The organism is Sulfuricurvum sp. (assembly GCF_049277495.1).
In the GTDB taxonomy this organism is placed as follows: Bacteria; Campylobacterota; Campylobacteria; order Campylobacterales; family Sulfurimonadaceae; genus Sulfuricurvum.
The window spans coordinates 69938-89741 of record NZ_JBASYM010000049.1 but is presented as its reverse complement, the minus strand read 5'-3'; the positions used below and the strand labels follow the sequence as shown (position 1 = coordinate 89741).

The window sequence follows — 19804 nt, the reverse complement described above, 5'->3', positions numbered from 1 at the left end:
TTCGTCGTCAGCTCATCGAGAGAAAACGGTCCCACCATATCATAGGGCGCCTCCAGCCAGGCGACGCACTCAGCGGTGTCGATACGGCCGATCGTCACAAAATCGCGGATACCCAGAGTGCTGTTCCAAATGATCCATTCTTCATCTTCGATGGCGCTTGTGTATTCTTGCATACTCTCTCTCCTGTGTGGGATAAAAAGGTCTTTTATCGTAATGCAAAATATGTACTATGCCAATGGCCGCTGGAACGGTAAATGAATATCGGAGTGAAAAAGGTTCTCCATGGCACAAAACAGCACGCCCCCGAAGGTCATACTGCTCAAAGGCAACGGAGGGATCACGATCAACAACGAGATGATGGAACTGCTCACGATCACCCTCGCGCACGGATGTATCGGTCTGCCGCTGAAGGCGTTGTATGCCGAAAATGTCTATATCGTCGAAAACAGAGAGGCATTTTGGGAGATCCATAAACAGATCAAAGAGAAACCGTGCTGTTTCGTCCACGGTATCGACGGACTGGACGAAGAAGATCTAAAGCGGGTCTATGCACAGAACGTGACGTTTGTGTAGGTGTTGATATGTCCTTTTCTTTTTAGTAAAGAAAAGAACGAAAAGAAAAGCGCCCTCCCACCAGAAGAACGCTGGCGGTATGCTTGTGCCCTCCGGCACGCGACCTTGCTCTAGGTGTGGCGTGAGGGCAACATTATAGATAAATTTCCGTGATCCATTACCTAGAGCCGCTCCGAAGGCAGCAGTGCCGAGAGGAGCGCAGCGTTCTTGGATCACGGTATGCTCTTTTGGTATCTTTTCTCGCTAAAGAGAAAAGTACATAAGTTTTTGGCGGAATATAGAGTATTAGAATAGCGAATGCATGTGCTACTCTAGAAAACCAAAAGGGGTACAGTATGGAGTTTTTTTGTCAGGCGTGCGATTTCGTGATCGATGTGGAGATGATAGCGGAGCTGGATGGGGGAAAATGTCCCTCATGCGGCAAGCTGGAAGGATTTGCCACCGTACCGAAACACTCTATGCCGAACAGTGCGAATGCTCATGTTTTGAATGATTCGGATTTTTTAGAACGGGATTTCTAAACAACGCTGATGTGAGGTATAAGCGCACAAAAAATAGGAACAGGTTATTGATTGAATACCTGAGCATAATTTTTTTGCCTTATTCTTTTGACCAGAATGAATCTTCAGCGTCATTACCTCTAAGATCTATTTGTACTGGCTTTTCAATTTTTCTTAAAACACCGGCTTTAATAATTTCTCCTGAACGATCCTGCAAACGATACCAAGCTATTGCCGTAGCGCTTAGTCTAAGATGCTGTCCAGTAAAGATGTTTTCTTTGACGATTGAAAGCCCTTCAAGTTTAAGATCAATATCAAGAATCTTTGAATTAGCTGATCGCTTTGCTAAAGCAAGAAATTTGGCGGCTATTGGAAGTGGAGATTTATCACTTATCTCATTAGGCTTGATAATAGCAATAAACCCATCGACAAGCTTTCCCACAGCTGCGAGGTCATCATATTGTGTTTGTAAAAGTTTCTTTTTTGCTGGGTCTTTTTCTTTTTCAAGTCGCTTTTTTATCTCGGATAGTCGTACGTCTAATCGTCCTCTGTCACCAATTAATTTAAGCGCTTTGTCTCGTAAACTCATGAATTCTGTTGTATCAAGTTCTCCTGAATAACCAATCCCTAAGCTAATTAATTTTTTCGGGCAATTACTAGCCATAGCAGTAAGTAATAATGACTTGGCTTCAGGAAAATCTGTTTTGGTAACAGTAATATTTGTTTTGAATAGTGATGCAAGATCAGCAACAGCCTTTGCAGTACCTGTAGCTACGACAGCACCCATTCCAATTTCAGAAAGAAATCTTTTCCCAATATTACTATCTACTTCTTTAAGTGAGTTACTGAGAGCTTTTTGGTACAGCTCCAGTTGAAGGGATAGAAAATTTGCAGAAGTAATATTGGCAAATGTCTGTGCGTCATAGATCAGTGCAGTTTCATTATCGTCAATTACTTTACAAATAGAAGGTGCAAGCGACTTTGCAACATCAACGGCAACGATTAATCCTGCACTCCCAAAATTTTTTATGTCGAGCGATCCTGATAATGCTTCAATTTTAGTAGGTGGAATTTTTGCAAGAGCTTCCCCCTTTTCTGCTTCAGCTTCAGCTTTTTTTGCTTCAGCCTCTTTTTGCTTAATTGTAAGGTCAGAAAGCATTTCTGCTTCATGCTGAGTTTTCTTATATTCAGCAATATCTGCTTTGTTCTTTTCAATTGCTACTTCAAGATCAAGTTTGGCTTTTTCTTGTGTTAGAATTGCTATGTCTGTTTCAGCGCCTGCAGTGAAAGATACACTACTCACGATCATTACAGATTGAAAAATACGGTTAAGAATAAGTTGTAGTCTACTTTTCATTTATATCTCCATTCGTCATTGAAATAACTATTTATATATTATGCAGTAACAGGGTCTTTATATATATAAAGACCATTTGTATCTTTTTTTGTATTAAAAAAGTTTTGATATGGAAACATTTTTTGTTTCAGTATGACGACGAAAATCAATAATCCAGCATTAATCGCAAATCCGATTAAAACTGTTGTCTGATCATTTTGGCGAAGTAAATCTAACATACCTTTGACAAGTAAGAATGCAAGAAACATATACGCTCCGGCATTTTTTTTGTAGAGTAGATACAGCACTAACGCAGGCAATAGAAAACCAATTGTAAGCAAAAAAAGAAACCATGTCAGTGGTAAATGCATAAATTGAACACCTAATCCAAGCAAACCAACAAGAGTTAATAACCCATAAATGGTCATCAAAATTTTATTTGCTGTAGAATATTTTTCAGCGTATAGCTGTTCAGGAAAGATGGATAGAACACGTGAACCTTTTTTTTGATCGCCATTTCTACTGATGAACTTTGTAAACGCTTCATCTTTACCTATGCCATTTTTTATATCTTTTTTAAGTTGTTTCATAAATATTCCTATTGATCAACACAGATTTTGTGAAATATTATAAATAAAAATTCTTTTAATTTTTTTAAATTTTAAATGTTTTGGCGTGTATATCATCAGTCTGCATTCCCAACGAGGACGTTGGGAACGAGGGAAGATAGAGGATAATTCCTGTTAAACACAGGAATCATAAGTTATGAAAAAGTGAAGATTGAATACCTGACCCCTGTTTTTTTAGTAGCTCATCGATCCGGCGTTGACGAGGCCGAGGGAGAGGGAGAGAAATGCCATGAACGCACCCACGGCGACGTCGCCATTTTCGATGTGGTTTTTAACGTTGAAGCGGCCGCGCAGGCGCGTCAGGCCAAAGGCCAGCAGCAGCTGAATCCCCATGGCCACCGCCGCCCATGCGGCGAAATCGCTATAGGAGACGCTGTGGACCAGCGCGCTGTATAGGGGGATACACAGTCCCAGAACCGCGCCGCCGAAACTGAGCGCCGAAGCGGTGTTGTTCGACTCGAAGATCATGGCGTAATCGTCATAGGGGGTGACGAGGGCGTAGAGGAACAAAAAGAGGGTCATGATGCCCACTGCGGTCGCGAAGTAGAGGCCAAAAGAGAGAAAGTAATCGAGGAACATAAAGATCCTTCCGTATGGTTTTTAGAATGGTAGCGAAAAAGCGTTAACGCCGAGGGAGAGAACCGATACAACCCTTTCTTTTTAGTAAAGAAAGGGTCCCAAAGAAAAGCGCCCTCACACCAGAACGCCGGCGGTACGCTTGTGCCCTTACTCGCTCCCAAGCTCCAGTTTGGGAGTGTATAGCATCAGTCTGCATTCCCAACGAGGACGTTGGGAACGAGGGAAAGAATAGTTATTTTTTGATACTTGCATTCAAGTCATGAATGTTAGAAGAACTTACTGATTGACTAATGTTAATATAATTTATCAGCAGTGTTCCAGCTATCCCGATGAATGCACCTATTGATGCAACAATAATTTGGTCTTTATTACGCTGTAAGAAGTTTGGGCTTGCATTACGTGGCTTTGCATAAATTATAGAGTAATTTCTAAATTGATCCCTCATCCCAAAAAATGACCACAAAAGTGCAAGAAGGAGCAACATAGAATAAAAAATAATTTTGGAAAGATCTCCATTTTTCATATTTATGATTAATGGTACAAGACTTAACCCAATAGCACCACCACTTAATATTGAAGAGTGGTATATATATGTAAATTTTCGATTTTTGTTTGATAAATAATCTTTTATTTTTGCAATACATCCTTTTTGAATTGCTGAATCATCATCTGAATAAAGACCTATCCCATTGTTAGAAAACTCAATAGAAATATATGGATTCCTAGATATAAGTTTCATTTTATTGGTTGATTCGATGTTAAGCAATTGTATTTCACTAATGTTTTCTAATTCGTAGCTATCAAATTCAATGTAAAGTTCATTACTGACCTCTTTAAACATTTCTACCAATTTTTCTATATCATCAAGATATAGAGACATAGGTTTTAAATTCTCAATGATATGCTTTTTGGTTTTTTTCATAATATCAAAATTTCCAATGCTTTAAATGGAATAATTATAAACAATTAAATCTATTATTTTAATGAAAAATATTTCAGGAAGTGGATTCCCGCATGTGCGGGAAAAAGTTTGAAGTTGAAGAAAAATTACAGCGCTTTCGCCATAATACGGTTAAGACGCGCGATAAACCCAGCGGTATCGGCAAGCGTCTCACCTTCATAAAGTTTCGCTTGGTCTAGGAGAACATGCGCCGCATCGTCGATGAGGTTCATATCCGCTGAATCGCTGAGTTTTTTGATCAACTCATGGTTCGGATTGATTTGCAGGATCGGTTTCGGAGCCGGGAAATCCCCGCCCATTTGACCGAACTGTTTCATCATCTGCGCCATCATGTACCCTTGGTCTTCTTTGTCGACTTTCAGACATACGGCAGAGTCGGTGAGATCAAAGGTCGTTTCGACTTTCGATACGTTCTCACCCAAAGCGTTTTGCAGCTGTCCGACGAAGCCCTCTAAACCTTTGGCTTTCTCTTCGTGCTCTTTTTTCTCCTCTTCGGACTCTTCGAGGACGGCATCGGTGACGTTGACGAATTTATACTCGTTGTACTCGGTTACCATCGGGAATACGATCGTATCGATCTCTTCGTTGAGGACGAGAACATCGATCCCTTTTGCTTTGAAACGCTCTAGAGACGGAGAGTTTTTGAGCATTTGGAGAGACATTTTCGCGCTGATGTAATAGATCTCTTTTTTCTCGGCGTCGACACCCTCGACGAATTTGCTGAACATGACCGGCTCGGCAGCGTTCAGGGTGTTGAGTTTGAGAAGCTCTAGGATACGCTCACGGTTGCCCATGTCGCTGTAAAGACCCTCTTTGAGGACGTTTCCGAACTCTTTGTAGAACGCGTCGTATTTTTCGGTGTCGTTTTCAGCCACTTTTGCGAGTTCGCCGAGCACTTTTTTGACCGATGCGTTTTTGATCTTCGCCATGACGCGGTTGCTCTGCAAGATCTCACGGCTGACGTTGAGCGGAAGGTCGGCAGAATCGATCACCCCGCGAAGGAAGCGCAAGTACGTCGGCATAAGCTCTTTTTCATCGTCGGTGATGAAGACGCGGTTGATGTAGAGTTTGATACCGCTTTGGTAATCGACGCGGTACAAGTCCATCGGCGCTTTAGCCGGAACGTAGAAGAGGGTGGTGTACTCTAACGCTCCCTCGGCTTTGTTGTGCATCCATAGTAACGGCTCGGAGGAGTCGTGCGCGATACTGGAGTAGAAGTCTTTGTACTCTTCTTCGCTGATGTCGTTTTTGCTGATCGTCCAAAGGGCGTTAGCCTTATTGATTTGCTTGTTGACGACTTCGTTGTGACCTTTTTCTTCACCCTCGGCAGGTGCTACCCACTCCTCTTTGTCCATAAAGATCGGGAACGGGATGTGGTTGGAATATTTTTTGATGATGCTCTCAATACGGTGAGTTTCGAGGAATTCGCTCTCATCGTCTTTGAGGTGCATGATGATGCTCGTACCGTGAGAAGCACGTTCTGCAGGTTCGATATCATACTCAGATCCTGCCATGGAAGACCATTTGTACGCGTTCTCTTCTCCGGCTTTGCGGCTGATCACTTCGACTTTGTCCGCGACCATGAACGATGCGTAGAAACCGACACCGAACTGACCGATCAGGTTGGAATCTTTTTTCTGGTCGCCTGAGAGTTTTTCCAAGAACGCTTTGGTTCCTGATTTCGCGATGGTTCCGAGGTTCTCGACGAGATCCGCTTCGTTCATCCCGATACCGCTGTCGGCGATGGTGAGGGTTTTGGCCTCTTTGTCGATGATGATGTCGATACGCGGAGCGAAATCAACCCCTTTGTACGCTTCGTCGGTGAGGACGAGCATGTTAAGTTTGTCGAGGGCGTCGGAGCTGTTGGAAACCAACTCACGGACGAAGATTTCTTTGTTGGAATACAAAGAGTGAATCATTAAATGCAAGATTTGTGAGACTTCAGTCTGGAACTGATGTTTTGCCATGTGACTAATTCCTTTAGGTGTAATATTTTGAACTGTGATTTTAACGAAATAGTTTTAATAATGCAAGTAGTGTCAAGTAAGTTTAGTGTGTAAGACTAAACTTACTTTTTCTTCTTCTCTTTCTTTTCTTTTTAACAAGAAAAGAAACAAAAGAAAATCGCCCTCACACCAGAACGCTGGCGGTACGCGTTTGCCCTACGGCACGCGACCTTGCTCTTGGTGTGGTGTGAGGGCATTATTATTTTAAAAATTCCCGTGATCCATTACCTAGAGCCGCTCCGAAGGCAGAAGTGCCGAGAGGAGCGAAGCGTTCTTGGATCACGGTATGCTCTTTTGGTATCTTTTCTCGCTAAAGAGAAAAGTACATAAGTTTTAAAAAAAGTAGATTTAATATTTGATGTGGGTTAAGTATAGACCATTATGCGGCGCGATATCCGTAGAGTGGCGCTTCACGCAGTTTAACTGCTCGACAAGCTGTTCTTTCGTCGCTTTCCCCGAAGAGATACGGAGCAAAAAACCGACCATCAGGCGGATTTGCGAACGTAAAAAACCGTTTCCTTCGAAGACGAGGATGAAATAGCCTTTGTGGCTGTAGGCATAGGCGCGGTAGATGATACGGACATAATGATCCATATCGTTTCCGCTTTTTTTGAAGAGTTCGAAATTATGGGTCCCTTCGAAACATGAGATCGCATCGGTGATCACCTCGCGGTTGAGGCTGGGGACGAAACTGACGAAATTGTCTTCGAACGGGTTGGTCGTTCCCTCTTTGATGATGTAGCGGTAAATGCGTTTTTTGGCACTGTAGCGGGCATGGAACTCACTGTCCACAAACTCGATACGCAAGATTCGCATCGAAGAGGGGAGCTGGAGGTTGAGCATCTCTTTGAGACGCTGAAGATCAGTCCAAAAGTGGGGGAGATCGATGTGCATGACCTGATGGGTGGCGTGAACGCCGCGGTCGGTTCGGCCCGAGCCTTTGGGAGCCGTGTTGATCTTGAGCCGTTTCAGGGCGATGAGGAGGGTTCCGATGACCGTCTCATGGGTCGTGGGCTGCTGCTGGGAACCCATAAATGCCGAGCCGTTGTAGCTCAGCGTGATTTTGGCACGGTTCAAAAGCGTCTTCCGACAAGGCGCTGATAAAAGGCGTAGGTGACGATCAGCCATAGGAGGGTAACGACCCAGATGGCATGAAATCCGATCCATTGCTGGGTGATGATCGCGGCAGAATAAAAGGCGATAATGGAGAGAAAGAGCCACAGATAGATCCACCGTTTCTGGTGGCGTGCGTGGACGATCCCGAGGGCAATGACCAAAAAGAGGGAGATCGTCGGAAAGAGGCTCATCAGAGAGTTGGTGATCAGCCTTTGGTCTTTTCGTGCACGCAGTTCATCGTTTGTCCAGTAATCGATGACGTTTCGGTAAATCGTCTCGTCCGTGTCCATGACGTCATTGATATAGGCAATACGGAAAACCATTTTTCGGAAAAGATTGTCTTCGTAGCTGTAGCTCTCTCCATCATCGAGTTTAAGCTGCAATACCCCTTTGTTATTGATAAGTTCGGCTTTTTTAGAGATGATAAGGGTCTCGTCTTTCATCTTTTTGTTAAAGAGGACGACATCCCCGAATTTGCGGTTTTCGGAATCGCTGCTGTTGATAAAAAGCATCCAGTCGCCGAAACTGTGCCCAAACTCCGAAGCGGTGAGGTTAAATTTGGCTTCGGCTTTTTTATGGTCGACGAAATTGCTGGAAATGATCTTGATATACGGGGTGACGACCAAATAATCGACAAACAAGAGTACGGTGAGCAAGAAAGCCGGTTTGAACAAAACTTTGGCGATAAACATCGGAGATATCCCCAATGAAAAAACGACGACCATTTCGTTATCGTTGGAAAGCCGGTAGAGGGTCAGCGCGGCCCCGATGACAAACGCGATAGGGAGGGTAAAAAACAGCAGTTCGGGAAGGACGAACAGATAGAGTTTCCCCATCTCTATAAGCGAGAGCTGGATAACTGCCGTATAGGTGGCGAGTTTGATCATGAAAATAACCGACGCGATCGCGAACAGCGGCAAGAAGATCGAAAAAAACAGTAATGAAAGGTTTGAGAGGAGGTAGCGGCGTAATTTATCCATACAAACCTGCCAAATATACGGTAACGGTTGTGTCAAACATCAGTACGATCCAGCATCCCATCGCTAAAAAGGGGATAAACGGGAGCTGTTTGGAATCCTCTGTTTCCCCTTGGGTCAGCAATAACGCGGGGAGGGCTAACACGGCACCCAAAAAGATTGCGACCAGTCCCAGTTGGACCCCCAGCAAGGCACCCATTGTCGCAGCGATCATAATGTCGGCCTCCCCCATCGCCTCTTTTTTGATGGCGTAGGAGAGATAAAAACGGAGCAGGGTAAACCCTCCGGCAAACAGCAGGGCATTCGTAATGTTGTAGCCGAGCTGTTCGAGTGAGACGGCACTGAGCATCGCGACGGTGAGGGCGGAGAGATTGATGCTGTCGGGGACCATTTTATAGCGGAAATCGATTACAGAGAGGGCTAGGAGCAGATCAAAGGTTAACGCCACCCCAAAGGCCTGGAACGTGAGGCCGAGTTTGAGGGCGCTTAAGACAAATATGATCCCGCTGAGAAATTCGATAAAAGGGTATTGAACCGATATTTTTTCACCGCAGAAAGCACATTTTCCGCGTAAAAAAATCCAGGAAAGGATCGGGATATTGTGCCAGATACGCAAAGGGGTATTGCAGCTCATACAGTGGGAAGCGGGAAACGAAACGCTCTCATCACGCGGGGTACGCAGTATCAAAACATTCAAAAAGGAACCGATCGCCGATCCTAAAATGAAGACATAGATCAATTCCATCAGTTCAATCCTCCGAAGCGTCTTTCAACGGTTTTAAATTTTTTGATAATCGTTTCAAGCTCATCGGCACCAAACTCCGGCCAGAGGGTATCGGTGAAAAACAGCTCTGCATAGGCCGCCTGCCAAAGGAGGAAATTCGAGAGACGGTGATCTCCTCCGGTACGGATCAGTAAATCGATATCGTGGGTGCAATCGAGTGCCGATCCCAACATTTCAACCGTAATCGTACCATTTTCTCTCAAAGAGTTGACTGCCCGGACGATTTCGTCCCGTCCTCCGTAGTTGAGCGCGAGGCTTTGAATCAGGCCGCTGCATCCCGATGTCGCGTTTTGGACATCATCGATGACTTTGCGCAGCGATGCGGAAAACATTGACAGATCTCCGATCGGCTCAAAGCGGATATTCCCCTCGAGGTAGGTGGAACGTTCGCTTTTGAGATAGCGTTCGAGAAGCTTCATCAAAAATTCCACCTCGATTTTAGGACGCTTCCAGTTTTCGGTACTGAAGGCATAGAGGCTGAGACGATCGATTTCACTGTGGCGGGCGCAGAAAGTAGTGACGGCACGCACGGTTTCGGCTCCCTGCTCATGTCCGGCCGTACGGCTTTTCCCTCTTTTTTCAGCCCATCGGCCGTTTCCGTCCATGATGATCGCGATATGGCGGGGCTGATTGCTCATACGCGCGCCGCTTCATCCAAAAGCTGAAGAGAGAGGGTGAGTTTATCGTTAGTCGGGAGGGAGACAGAGCCTTCTGCGGTGATAAAATCGATACGGTTGGAATCGCTGCCGAAAGGGTTGCCCTCATTGATAATGTTCAGACAAACGGCATTGACCCCTTTGCGTTCCAAAAGGTTTTGGGCGTTTTGTGTTGCAACGGAGGGATCGGTTTCGGCTTTAAATGCGATGGTTTTGATCCCCTCTTTGTTGCAGGTTGCGAGCAGATCAACATTTTGTTTCATGGCAATGTTCCAATGCTCACCCAGCATCTCTTTTTTGAGTTTCCCGTTTTGGGGATGTACCGGGACGTAATCGCTCACCGCCGCAGCCATAAAAAGATAAGGTTCTTTTTGAATCAGTGCGATCGGCTCATCATGGATAAGAGAGGGTTTGGAAAGTTTCCCTTTTTTGGCGATACGGATCGAATCAGTGAGATATTCTCCCATCTCATCGGAACTTTCCACATCGATGGTATGGATAGATGCGGGGAGATCACCCTCAAATCGGGTAGCGATGAGATTGACATCGGCCCCTCTGAGAAAAAGTGCCGTAGCAAGGGCTGAGGCCATTTTCCCGCTGGAACGGTTGCTGATCGTACGGACGTCATCGAGTTTTTCGATCGTCCCTCCGCCGGTGACGATAACACGGCGGTCAGTCCAAAAATCGCTTTGGAGCAGGTTCCGGGCACTGTGCCAGAAAATTTCCAGAGGTTCTGCCATGGCGCCATCGCCGGTCACTTGGCATGCCAGCTCTTTGGTCTGGGTGGCAATGATCTCGTAATTGGCGATGGCAAGCATCTTTTGCGATGCCTGGATCATCGGGTTGTGGATCATGTTGGTGTTGGCTGAGGGGGCGATGAGTTTCATCCCCGGATAGGCCAGTGCGCATTGGGTGAGGATCGAATCAGCAATGCCGTTGGCCAGCTTGGCAATGGTGTTGGCCGTAACGGGGGCGATGACAAACAAATCGGCCCATAAAGCCATTTTAATGTGGTTGAAATCATCCGCCCAGGATTCGTTGGTATCGTCGAGCACTTTGTTGCGGCTGAGGGCTTCGAACGAAAGAGGTGCGACAAATTTTTTGGCGGCAGGGGTCATGATGACGCGTACGTCTGCGCCCGCTTTGATATACAAGCGGAGGAGTTCGAGTGATTTATACGCTGCGATGGATCCCGTCACACCGAGAAGGATTTTTTTGCCGCTGAGGAGATTGGTAGGTATCTGCATTATTTATCTTTTTTGAAAAATTTGGTAAAAAATCCGGGGATTTTTTTGATCGGTGTACGGCTGAGGAGAAGAATGTCGCTTTCGTAATTTCCGGACGTGACGGTCGTTCCTGCGGCGATCATGACATTGTCCGAGATCTCTACCGGGGCGACGAGCTGGGTGTCACTGCCGATGAAGACATTCTTGCCGATAATCGTCTGATATTTATTGACTCCGTCATAGTTACAGGTGATGGTTCCGGCACCGATATTGGTCCCTGAACCGATCGTTGCATCGCCGAGATAGCTCAAATGACCGGCTTTGACCCCGTTGAGCGTCGATTTTTTTACTTCAACGAAATTGCCGATGTGTGTCCCGTCGAGCTGGCTTTGGGGACGGATATGGGCAAGCGGTCCGACGTCCGAATCGCGGATGATGCTCTCTTCGATGACGCTGTGGGCTTTGATATGGGAATTGACGATGAGTGAATTGCCGCAGAGGCGGACACCGTTCTCTACGATACATTCCCCCTCAAATCGAACCCCCTCTTCGAGATAGATCGTTTCGGGAAGCTGCATGATCACACCCGAATCCATCCACCCTTTTCGGAGACGCTCCATCATGATCGATTCGGATTGCGCGAGGTCGAATTTGGAATTGACCCCTTTAAACTCGACCTCTTCGACGTTGAGAGGCGATATGCTAAGGCCGTCATTGCGCGCGAGGGCGATTACATCGGTGAGATAGTATTCTCCTTGGGCATTGGCATTGGAGAGCTTCGGAATATAGGTTTGCAAAACGTGGTGCTTGAACGCATAGACTCCTGCATTGACCGTTTGGATCTTTTTTTCGGCTTCGTCGGCATCTTTTTCTTCAACGATCCGCTGCACCTGGCCGTCTTCGATAATGACACGACCATAGCCTGAGGGGTTGTCCAGAGGGATGACCGACATGACGATATCCGCCGGATTCGCGAGAAACTTTTCGATCGAAGAGCGCTGAATAAGGGGCATATCACCGTTAAGGACCAGCACGTCTTCATATTTCGGGGAAATTCCCATCATTGCCCCGCCGGTGCCGGGAAAATTATCGGCATCCTGGGTAACAAAGGTCAAGCCGTCAAAATATTTTTCCATTGAGGCGATGACCGCTTCTTTTTGATGTGCGATGACGACAATGACGTCATCCGTAATTTCACGAGCGGCTTTGATGCTGTAATAGAGCATTTCGCGCCCGCAGATTTTATGAAGCACTTTCGCTTTAGGCGACTTCATACGGCTCCCTTTTCCGGCGGCGAGGATCACGATTGAGAGGCTCATAAAATCTCCTGTAGAATAATTGCTGTAATCTTATCAAATTTCCATTAATTTAATCGAGATACTCCCTGAAGTTGTGGTATCATAACCACTTTAAATAGCCCAATTAATTTCAAGGGATGTGAATGGATTTAGCTACGGTCATCGGATTGGTCTTGGTTCTAGCGTTGTTGGTCTCTGCTATGGCGATGGGGGTCGGCATCGGTCCTTATATCGATATACCTTCAGTATTGATCGTTGTGGGCGGTTCTATGGGCTCCTTGCTGATCGCCTTCAAAATGGAGCAGATGAAGAATTTCGTGAAAATCTTCATGGTTGCAATCAAGCCGACGGTCGACAACAAATCAGAAATTATCCAAAGACTGGTCAACTATGCGACCCAAGCGCGACGCGACGGAATTTTGGCTCTCGAAGCGGTTGCCAATGTCGAAGAGAACAAGTTTTTGAAAAAAGGGCTGTCGATGGCGGTTGACGGAAACGAGCCCGATACGATCCGTGCCCTTTTGGAAATCGAGATGGAACAGACCAATGAACGTCATAAAGGAAATGCTGCCATATTTAGTACATGGTCCGGAATCGCGGGAGCGATGGGGATGATCGGAACGCTGATCGGTCTGGTCGCGATGCTTTTGAATATGGCCGATCCGAGTGCGATCGGACCCTCTATGGCGGTTGCGTTGCTGACGACGATGTACGGGGCGATGATCGGTAATATTTTCGGCGGACCTATCGCCAATATCCTTAATATCCGTAATACCGATGAAGACGTAACCAAACAGATGATTCTCGAGGGGATTATGTCGATTCAAGCGGGTGATAATCCGCGTACGCTGGAAGCCAAACTTCTCTCATACCTCCCGCCATCAGAGCGGGTGAGTCAGTTTGACTCTTAAGGGACGGGAATAAATGGGTAAGAAAAAATGTCCTGACTGTCCGGTGTGTATGCCTGAATGGCTCGCAGCCTTCGGGGATCTGATGTCGCTCCTTTTGTGTTTCTTCGTACTTTTGCTCTCGATGTCATCGATGGACGCCAAAAAAGTCTCTGAAGCGATCGGCTCACTGGCCGGCGCGATGAGTGTTTTGGAAGGGGGGACGAAAACGGAGATATCCAAGCAGCGGATACAAGAGTCCACTCCTGTCGAAATGCAAAGTGAATCGAGTGAAGTCGTCAACCGTATTAACGAAGCCGTTGCCGAGATGAATGAGATGAAAGAGAAGGGCAAAGGCCCATCCGTCTCGCTCGAAGAATCTCAAGACGGTTTTGTCATTCAGCTTCCCGCTTCTTTGTTGTTTAAAGAAGGGAGTGCCAAAATCGAGGATCAAGATGCCCTTTTGTTTCTCAAACGTATTGCGATGATCGTTGATGAACTTCCGAACGACGTGGAAGTGAGTGTACGAGGCCATACCGATGATACTACCCCGGGGCGCAACAGTCCGTTCCGGGATAACTGGGAACTCTCTACCGCACGGGCGATTTCTGTCTTGGAAGAGCTGATGATCGATGGGATTATGCCCGAGCGTCTCCATGCGGCAGGCTTCGCACAGTACCGTCCGATCGCCAGTAATGCAACCGAAGAGGGACGAGATAAAAACCGACGTGTCGAACTCCATTTCTTCGGTACGAAAGTGGACAAAAAACCGGTAGTGGAAAATACCATTTTAGACCGAACAGGGGCAGCAGCAAACCTTAATGCAGCAGAAACCGCAGGGGCAGCTCCGGCATTAGATGTTCCCGTAACACCGACACAAGCGAAATAATGAAGCGTCTCTTTTATCTTTTACTCCTATTAACACCTCTGTTGTGGGGTGCTGATCCGCAGGTTCCGGCCATGAACTTTAATCTCACGGCTCCCGAATCTCCGGCAGAAGTGGTCAGTTCACTCAATGTCTTATTGGTTCTTACGGTACTTTTCCTGGCGCCGAGTCTGGTGCTCGTTATGACGACGTTTACCCGTTTTGTCATCGTATTCGGATTTCTGCGTCAGGCTTTGGGGACACAGCAAGTCCCTCCAACGCAGCTTCTTGTCATGCTTGCCCTTATTCTGACGGTGTTTGTGATGGAACCGGTAGCGACCAAAGCCTATGATGAGGGAATTAAACCTTACAGTGAGAATAAAATTTCATACGACGAAGCCTTTGAAAAGACGACCGATCCGTTTAAAAACTTTATGATCCGCAATACCCGTGAAAAAGATTTAGCCCTGTTCTTGCGTATTCGCCATATGGAAAATCCTCAATCCATCAAAGAGGTCCCGTTAACGATTGTCATTCCGGCATTCGTGATCAGTGAGTTGAAAACAGCGTTTGAGATCGGTTTTTTACTCTTTTTGCCTTTCTTGGTCATTGATATGGTTGTCGCCTCGATTTTGATGTCGATGGGGATGATGATGCTTCCTCCGGTTATGATCTCGATGCCGTTTAAAATTCTGGTATTTGTCATGGTAGACGGATGGAATCTGCTGATCGGAAACTTGATAGCGAGTGTTAAGTAAGTGAGTGTAAGGATAGAATGTGGAATGTGAATATTTTGGAATCTGCGGAAGCTGCCGCGATTATGCAGAGGGATACGAAGGGCAGCTGGAACGAAAAGTTTTAGCCGTACGAAACACCTTTAACCACCTCTATTCCGACGATATTACCGTTTGCTCCTCACCTTCTCAGCAGTACCGTTCCCGTGCGGAATTTAAAGTCTATCATGATGATGAAGGTTTGTCCTACGCCATGAGCCGTTTGGACCGTCAAGGTCCTTTGAAAATTACCCATTGCGGAATTGTCTCCCCTTTTATTGCCGAGGTAATGGACAAACTGCTTGCGGAAATCGTGGATCTCGGCATCGGTCATAAACTTTTCGGGATCGATTTTTTAACCTCCGGAGAGGGTGAAGTCGCTGTCAGTATGCTCTATCATAGACCTCTGGATGAGAGTTGGAAAGAGAATGCTCTGCTGCTGCAAGAGCGTCTGGGAATCTATATTATCGGACGAAGCCGTAAACAAAAGCTTATCCTTTCGCAAGATTACGTCACCGAAAAACTGCAAATACAGGATCGTGAATACCGTTACCTTCATATTGAAAACAGTTTCACCCAGCCCAATCCGCGTGTTAACGAGCAGATGATCGAGTGGTCTCTTGGCCAATTAGAGGGAATCGGCGGCGATCTTCTCGAACTCTACTGCGGGGCGGGGAATTTTACGATTCCGTTTGCAACGAAGTTTGAGAGGGTACTGGCGACAGAAATATCCAAAGCGTCTATCTATGCCGCCAAACAAAATATGGCGTTAAACGGTATTGAAAATATCGAATTCGTCCGTCTCAGTGCGGAAGAGTTTACTCAGGCGATGGACCATATTCGGGTTTTTAAACGGATGGAAGGGATCGATTTGGAGGGATACCGACTGAAAACCCTTTTCGTCGATCCCCCGCGCAGCGGTCTTGATGAAGCGGCTGTGGCCTTTGCGTCCCGGTTTGACCACCTGCTGTATATCTCCTGCAATCCTGAAACGCTATTGAGGGATTTGGAAGCGCTCTCTTTGACCCATACGATCGATGATATGGCGGCATTTGATCAGTTTCCGTATACGCATCATTTAGAGATGGGTGTGAAATTAACCAAAAAAGGGCTGGCGTGAGAGGACTTTTACTCAGTACATTGACGGCCGTTTATCTATTCGGTGCGGCGGAAGAAGGCGGAAACATACTGAGTGAAGTTGCGAAACTGCGTCAAAAATACGAAGAGTGCAGGGCCGGACAGAATACTGTTTTAGGGATTGATCCGAAATTACACACTCAATGTGAAAAAGATCGTGATGAATCTAAAGGGAAGGTCAGAGGATATGCCTCGCGTATCGCCAGTCTCGAAGGGCTGGTTCAGCAAAATACCAAAGAACTATCCCGGCTGAAAAAGCGAAATACCGAGATTGAACGTGAACTTTCCCAAAAAAAAGGGATTATTCAGAGTTTAGAAAAAACTGTGAACACGCGAGACAAAAAGTATCGAGAAGAGGCCGCACGCAACGAAATACTCACAGCACAGAGCAATACGGCAAAAGTGAGCCGTATTGAGCGCCAAAGTTTGACAAATGCACTGACAAAAGCCAAATTCGAAGTCGAGCGTTTAGAACAGTTGGTCTCTAAAACAACCAAAGAACGGACACGCCTGGAAAAAGAGTTGACCGAGGCAAGGGCTCAGGCGGACAAATACCGCAATGTTCGCCCTGTATCTGTCCCTAATGTCCAAGAGGTCAAAACCGTAGCAGTATCTTCCGATCAAAGCGGCAAAGTAAAAGCCCTTCAGGACGAACTTGCCAAAGCGAATGTCTTGATCGTTCAGTTGCAAAATAACGCGTCAAAAGCTCTTCCGAAAGAGAAGATCGTGACCAAAATCGTTGAACCTACCGATAAAATCGTTGCATTGCAGCGTGAACTTTCAGCGGCGCAAACGACGATAGCCAATTTGAAAAACAACAGCTCAAAAACGATTGTCAAAGAGAAGATCGTCGAAAAAGTCGTTTACAAAGACCGCCCAGTCGTGCAGGAAAAAATTGTGACGAGAGTCGTCGAACCGACCGAAAAGATCAACGCACTTCAGCGTGAACTTTCGGCGGCGCAAGCGACGATAGCCAATCTGAAAAACAGCAGTTCAAAAACGATTCTCAAAGAAAAGATCGTCGAAAAAGTCGTTTATAAAGAGCGGCCGGTTGAAAAAATTGTTGAAAAAGTGGTTTATAAAGATCGTCCTGTCGTTCAGGAAAAAATTGTAACGAAAATTGTTGAGCCGACGGAAAAATTGAAAGCATTGCAAGATAAACTGGCGCAGAGCGAAGCGCAAATAGCAAAGCTCAAAGCGCAGCCGCAAAAGCTGACAGTGCCTAAAGCGCCAAAATCGGCACCTCAAAATGATATTGCGCAGACAAACCTTAAAAAAAGTTCTGCCGTTGCCGTCTTAAAAGCTCCGGCAGTGTCCGCACCGGCTGTCAAAAAAGGGACTTCATCGGCATACCGTATGGCCGCCAATGCCCCTATCTACAACGCACCGGGCGGACATCAGGTCGATACGTGGGAAGAACGCCGATCCTTTACGGCAGGCAATCCATCCAACGGATGGGTCCATATCACGGGCTATTTTGTGAATCGTGTTTGGCAGTCGACGGCAGAGGGTGAGAATCTATGGGTAAAAGAGAGCGACGTTATTCGAAGATAAGGAGTTGTGTATGAACGGTAAATGGCAGCGTGTCAGTGACAGGCCTTGGCGTAGTCTCGCCGCTTGTATGGCATTATTCTGTGTTACAGTTCTTGCCATGGCCGATCAGCCCTCTTTGAATGAGGAAATCAGCAGCGAAAAATATTTTAACAACAAAGAGTACGCCAAAGCACTTCCTTTACTGCAGGATGAAGCAATCAAGGGGTTGAAACCTTCTATCTACCGGTTGGCCTACATGTACCAAAATGGGCTTGGTGTAGGGGTGAATTACAAAAAAGCAGCATTTTGGTTTCAGCAGGCTGCTTCGGAATACTCTTATACGCTGACTATGGAGAGTGAAACCCAAAAAGCAAAAAAATCTTTTTTTGAGAGACTTCACGATCAGATGAATCCTGCTACCAATAAAGAAGGTGCAGCCAATATTTTGCGTACGGTTGATACAAATACGTCTGAAACCGCAAAATTAGTGGATACATCCCTTTATGGAGATTTCTTCGGTCTGCGTCCTTATGAGACCAACTATATACTGCCTGTCGGCTATTCGACGCATAAATATCCTCGCCTGTCATCAAGCGTTCACCCCAACAACTATACACCCGAATATCTTGAACAATACGGCTATTATGGGGAAAATATAGAAACGGAATTTCAGATCAGTTTGACAAAAATGCTGATGTACAATATTTTGGGCTGGAAAGAATATTGGAGTTTTGCCTATACGCAAAAGGTGTGGTGGCAGTGCTACAGTGCTTCGGCTCCCTTTAGAGAGACTAACTATCTCCCCGAGATATTCATCGGTGTCCCTTTACCTCAGTCAATCAATCAGGAATACGGTTTGAAGCTTGCAAAATTAGGTATTCTGCATGAATCAAACGGACAAGACGGTTATCGTTCGCGTTCATGGAACCGCGTCTATCTCAGCGGGATATGGCAGTGGGAAAATGTGTTTCTTACGACGCGGGTATGGTACAAAATGGCTGAAAGAGAAAAATACGATGGTTACTATGAGGGAGAACCCAATCCGGCTACCGGCGAATATGAGCCGAACGTTTCGGGCGATGACAATCCGGACATCGAAAAATATCTCGGGTATGGAGATGTCAAACTAAAATATCTGTACGGAAAACACGAAATCGGGTCATTACTGCGTTACAACTTCGGTGCCGGAGGAAAGAATCGGGGGGCGATTGATTTTCACTGGTCGTACCCGTTTTTAGACTCTGAAAATACTTTTTGGTATGTCAAAGTTTTTTCCGGATACGGAGAAAGTCTGATCGATTATGATCGGAGTGTGACCAAGAGCTTATTCGGGTTTTCTTTTTCAAGAGAACTCTTTTAAAGTGCTCTTAATACCCGTCCCACGGCAATTTTGCCTCTTTCCATCCGAACATGAATCCGTTTTCCAGATTGTAGGCTTTGATCCCCTCTTTGGCGAGGAGATTGGCTGCCGCACTTGAACGCGGGCCGCTTCGGCAAACGAGGATAACGGAGTTTACATTGCTGAGTTTCATCGCTTTCATGACATCGGCGACAAAGCTTTTGTTAAATACCTCTTTGGCATCGTAAAGCTTTTGGGTATCGACATGCCCTTTCGTCTTATCGGTTTTAAGCTCAAATTCGGCACTTTTGACCCGATCTTCAACGGCTTTCGGAACATAAGTCCATTCATAGGCAGGGATATTGATAAATCCCTCTCCGTGCCCTGTATAGATAAACTCGAGTGTTGTACGAACATCGACGATGATTGCCTCACCTTTTGTTTGCATTTCACGGGCCTCAGTGGCAGTGAGGTCGCCTTCGTAAATATCTTCCGCCTCTAATGCGACACATGCGAGGAGGATAAGCAGTAGTTTTTTCATAAGAGTATCCTCTGGAAATAATAAATGAGATTGTATCTTGTAAAGATTATACTCAGATGAAAAAAATTAATGTATTATTATAAGAAAG

The 19804-nt window shown here is 45.9% G+C and carries 20 protein-coding genes; 8 read left to right on the top strand and 12 right to left on the bottom strand.

From position 1 onward, the window contains the following. Positions 1-282: 282 nt before the first annotated feature. Together WAO38_RS09290 and WAO38_RS09285 are read left to right on the top strand one after the other, a co-directional pair. A complete protein-coding gene (locus tag WAO38_RS09290) occupies positions 283-573 on the top strand; it encodes a hypothetical protein (protein ID WP_422236463.1) in 291 nt (96 codons plus the stop codon). A gap of 335 nt (positions 574-908) precedes the next feature. Further along, a complete protein-coding gene (locus tag WAO38_RS09285) occupies positions 909-1094 on the top strand; it encodes a hypothetical protein (protein WP_422236461.1) in 186 nt (61 codons plus the stop codon). 79 nt (positions 1095-1173) lie between these two features. Here WAO38_RS09285 and WAO38_RS09280 read toward each other — a convergent pair whose 3' ends face one another. The 11 genes from WAO38_RS09280 to glmU all read right to left on the bottom strand — a co-directional run bounded on the left by WAO38_RS09280 (position 1174) and on the right by glmU (position 12662). Further along, a complete protein-coding gene (locus WAO38_RS09280) occupies positions 1174-2430 on the bottom strand; it encodes a hypothetical protein (RefSeq protein WP_422236460.1) in 1257 nt (418 codons plus the stop codon). A 38-nt stretch (positions 2431-2468) separates the two neighbouring features. Then, the gene (locus WAO38_RS09275; protein WP_422236458.1) at positions 2469-2999 is read right to left on the bottom strand and encodes a hypothetical protein; all 531 of its coding nucleotides are present in this window, start codon (positions 2997-2999) and stop codon (positions 2469-2471) included. 213 nt (positions 3000-3212) lie between these two features. Beyond that, positions 3213-3617 (bottom strand): DUF350 domain-containing protein, encoded by a 405-nt coding sequence (locus WAO38_RS09270; RefSeq protein ID WP_422236456.1) that lies wholly within the window; start codon positions 3615-3617, stop codon positions 3213-3215. A 232-nt stretch (positions 3618-3849) separates the two neighbouring features. Further along, complete coding sequence (locus WAO38_RS09265) at positions 3850-4539, bottom strand: hypothetical protein (protein ID WP_422236454.1); 690 nt, start codon at positions 4537-4539, stop codon at positions 3850-3852. A gap of 125 nt (positions 4540-4664) precedes the next feature. After that, positions 4665-6545, bottom strand: a complete 1881-nt coding sequence (gene htpG, locus WAO38_RS09260; protein WP_422236452.1) for a molecular chaperone HtpG — start codon at positions 6543-6545, stop codon at positions 4665-4667. Between the two features lie 387 nt (positions 6546-6932). Then, positions 6933-7661 (bottom strand): tRNA pseudouridine(38-40) synthase TruA, encoded by a 729-nt coding sequence (gene truA, locus WAO38_RS09255; RefSeq protein WP_422236450.1) that lies wholly within the window; start codon positions 7659-7661, stop codon positions 6933-6935. After that, positions 7658-8680, bottom strand: a complete 1023-nt coding sequence (locus WAO38_RS09250) for an LptF/LptG family permease (RefSeq protein ID WP_422236448.1) — start codon at positions 8678-8680, stop codon at positions 7658-7660. Before WAO38_RS09250 ends, truA begins: the two co-directional genes overlap by 4 nt. Next, positions 8673-9422, bottom strand: a complete 750-nt coding sequence (locus WAO38_RS09245) for a prepilin peptidase (protein WP_422236447.1) — start codon at positions 9420-9422, stop codon at positions 8673-8675. The genes WAO38_RS09250 and WAO38_RS09245 overlap by 8 nt, the downstream gene beginning before the upstream one ends. Further along, a complete protein-coding gene (gene uppS / locus WAO38_RS09240; protein ID WP_422236445.1) occupies positions 9422-10099 on the bottom strand; it encodes a polyprenyl diphosphate synthase in 678 nt (225 codons plus the stop codon). The genes WAO38_RS09245 and uppS overlap by 1 nt, the downstream gene beginning before the upstream one ends. Further along, positions 10096-11364, bottom strand: coding sequence for a bifunctional phosphopantothenoylcysteine decarboxylase/phosphopantothenate--cysteine ligase CoaBC (gene coaBC, locus WAO38_RS09235; RefSeq protein ID WP_422236443.1), 1269 nt, complete (start codon positions 11362-11364; stop codon positions 10096-10098). Before coaBC ends, uppS begins: the two co-directional genes overlap by 4 nt. Continuing rightward, positions 11364-12662 carry a bifunctional UDP-N-acetylglucosamine diphosphorylase/glucosamine-1-phosphate N-acetyltransferase GlmU gene (glmU, locus tag WAO38_RS09230; protein ID WP_422236441.1) on the bottom strand — a complete coding sequence of 433 codons (1299 nt, stop codon included), beginning with the start codon at positions 12660-12662 and terminating at the stop codon, positions 11364-11366. The genes coaBC and glmU overlap by 1 nt, the downstream gene beginning before the upstream one ends. 122 nt (positions 12663-12784) lie before the next feature. On the opposite strand from glmU, the gene WAO38_RS09225 reads away from it, so the two are divergent. Genes WAO38_RS09225 through WAO38_RS09200 form a run of 6 tightly spaced genes read left to right on the top strand, consistent with a single transcriptional unit; the run spans position 12785 to position 19196 of the window. Next, positions 12785-13552: a motility protein A gene (locus tag WAO38_RS09225; RefSeq protein ID WP_422236439.1), complete on the top strand. Its 768-nt coding sequence runs from the start codon at positions 12785-12787 to the stop codon at positions 13550-13552. Positions 13553-13565: 13 nt separating this feature from the next. After that, positions 13566-14417, top strand: a complete 852-nt coding sequence (locus WAO38_RS09220; protein ID WP_422236437.1) for a flagellar motor protein MotB — start codon at positions 13566-13568, stop codon at positions 14415-14417. Next, positions 14417-15151, top strand: coding sequence for a flagellar type III secretion system pore protein FliP (fliP, locus tag WAO38_RS09215; protein ID WP_422236435.1), 735 nt, complete (start codon positions 14417-14419; stop codon positions 15149-15151). The genes WAO38_RS09220 and fliP overlap by 1 nt, the downstream gene beginning before the upstream one ends. Positions 15152-15170: 19 nt before the next feature. After that, positions 15171-16286: a tRNA (uridine(54)-C5)-methyltransferase TrmA gene (gene trmA / locus WAO38_RS09210; RefSeq protein ID WP_422236434.1), complete on the top strand. Its 1116-nt coding sequence runs from the start codon at positions 15171-15173 to the stop codon at positions 16284-16286. Next, a complete protein-coding gene (locus WAO38_RS09205) occupies positions 16283-17857 on the top strand; it encodes a hypothetical protein (RefSeq protein ID WP_422236432.1) in 1575 nt (524 codons plus the stop codon). Before trmA ends, WAO38_RS09205 begins: the two co-directional genes overlap by 4 nt. A gap of 10 nt (positions 17858-17867) precedes the next feature. Next, positions 17868-19196, top strand: coding sequence for a phospholipase A (locus tag WAO38_RS09200; protein WP_422236430.1), 1329 nt, complete (start codon positions 17868-17870; stop codon positions 19194-19196). A 7-nt stretch (positions 19197-19203) separates the two neighbouring features. On the opposite strand, the gene WAO38_RS09195 is transcribed toward WAO38_RS09200, so the two are convergent. Further along, positions 19204-19716 (bottom strand): rhodanese-like domain-containing protein, encoded by a 513-nt coding sequence (locus WAO38_RS09195; protein ID WP_422236429.1) that lies wholly within the window; start codon positions 19714-19716, stop codon positions 19204-19206. Between the last annotated feature and the right edge of the window lie 88 nt (positions 19717-19804).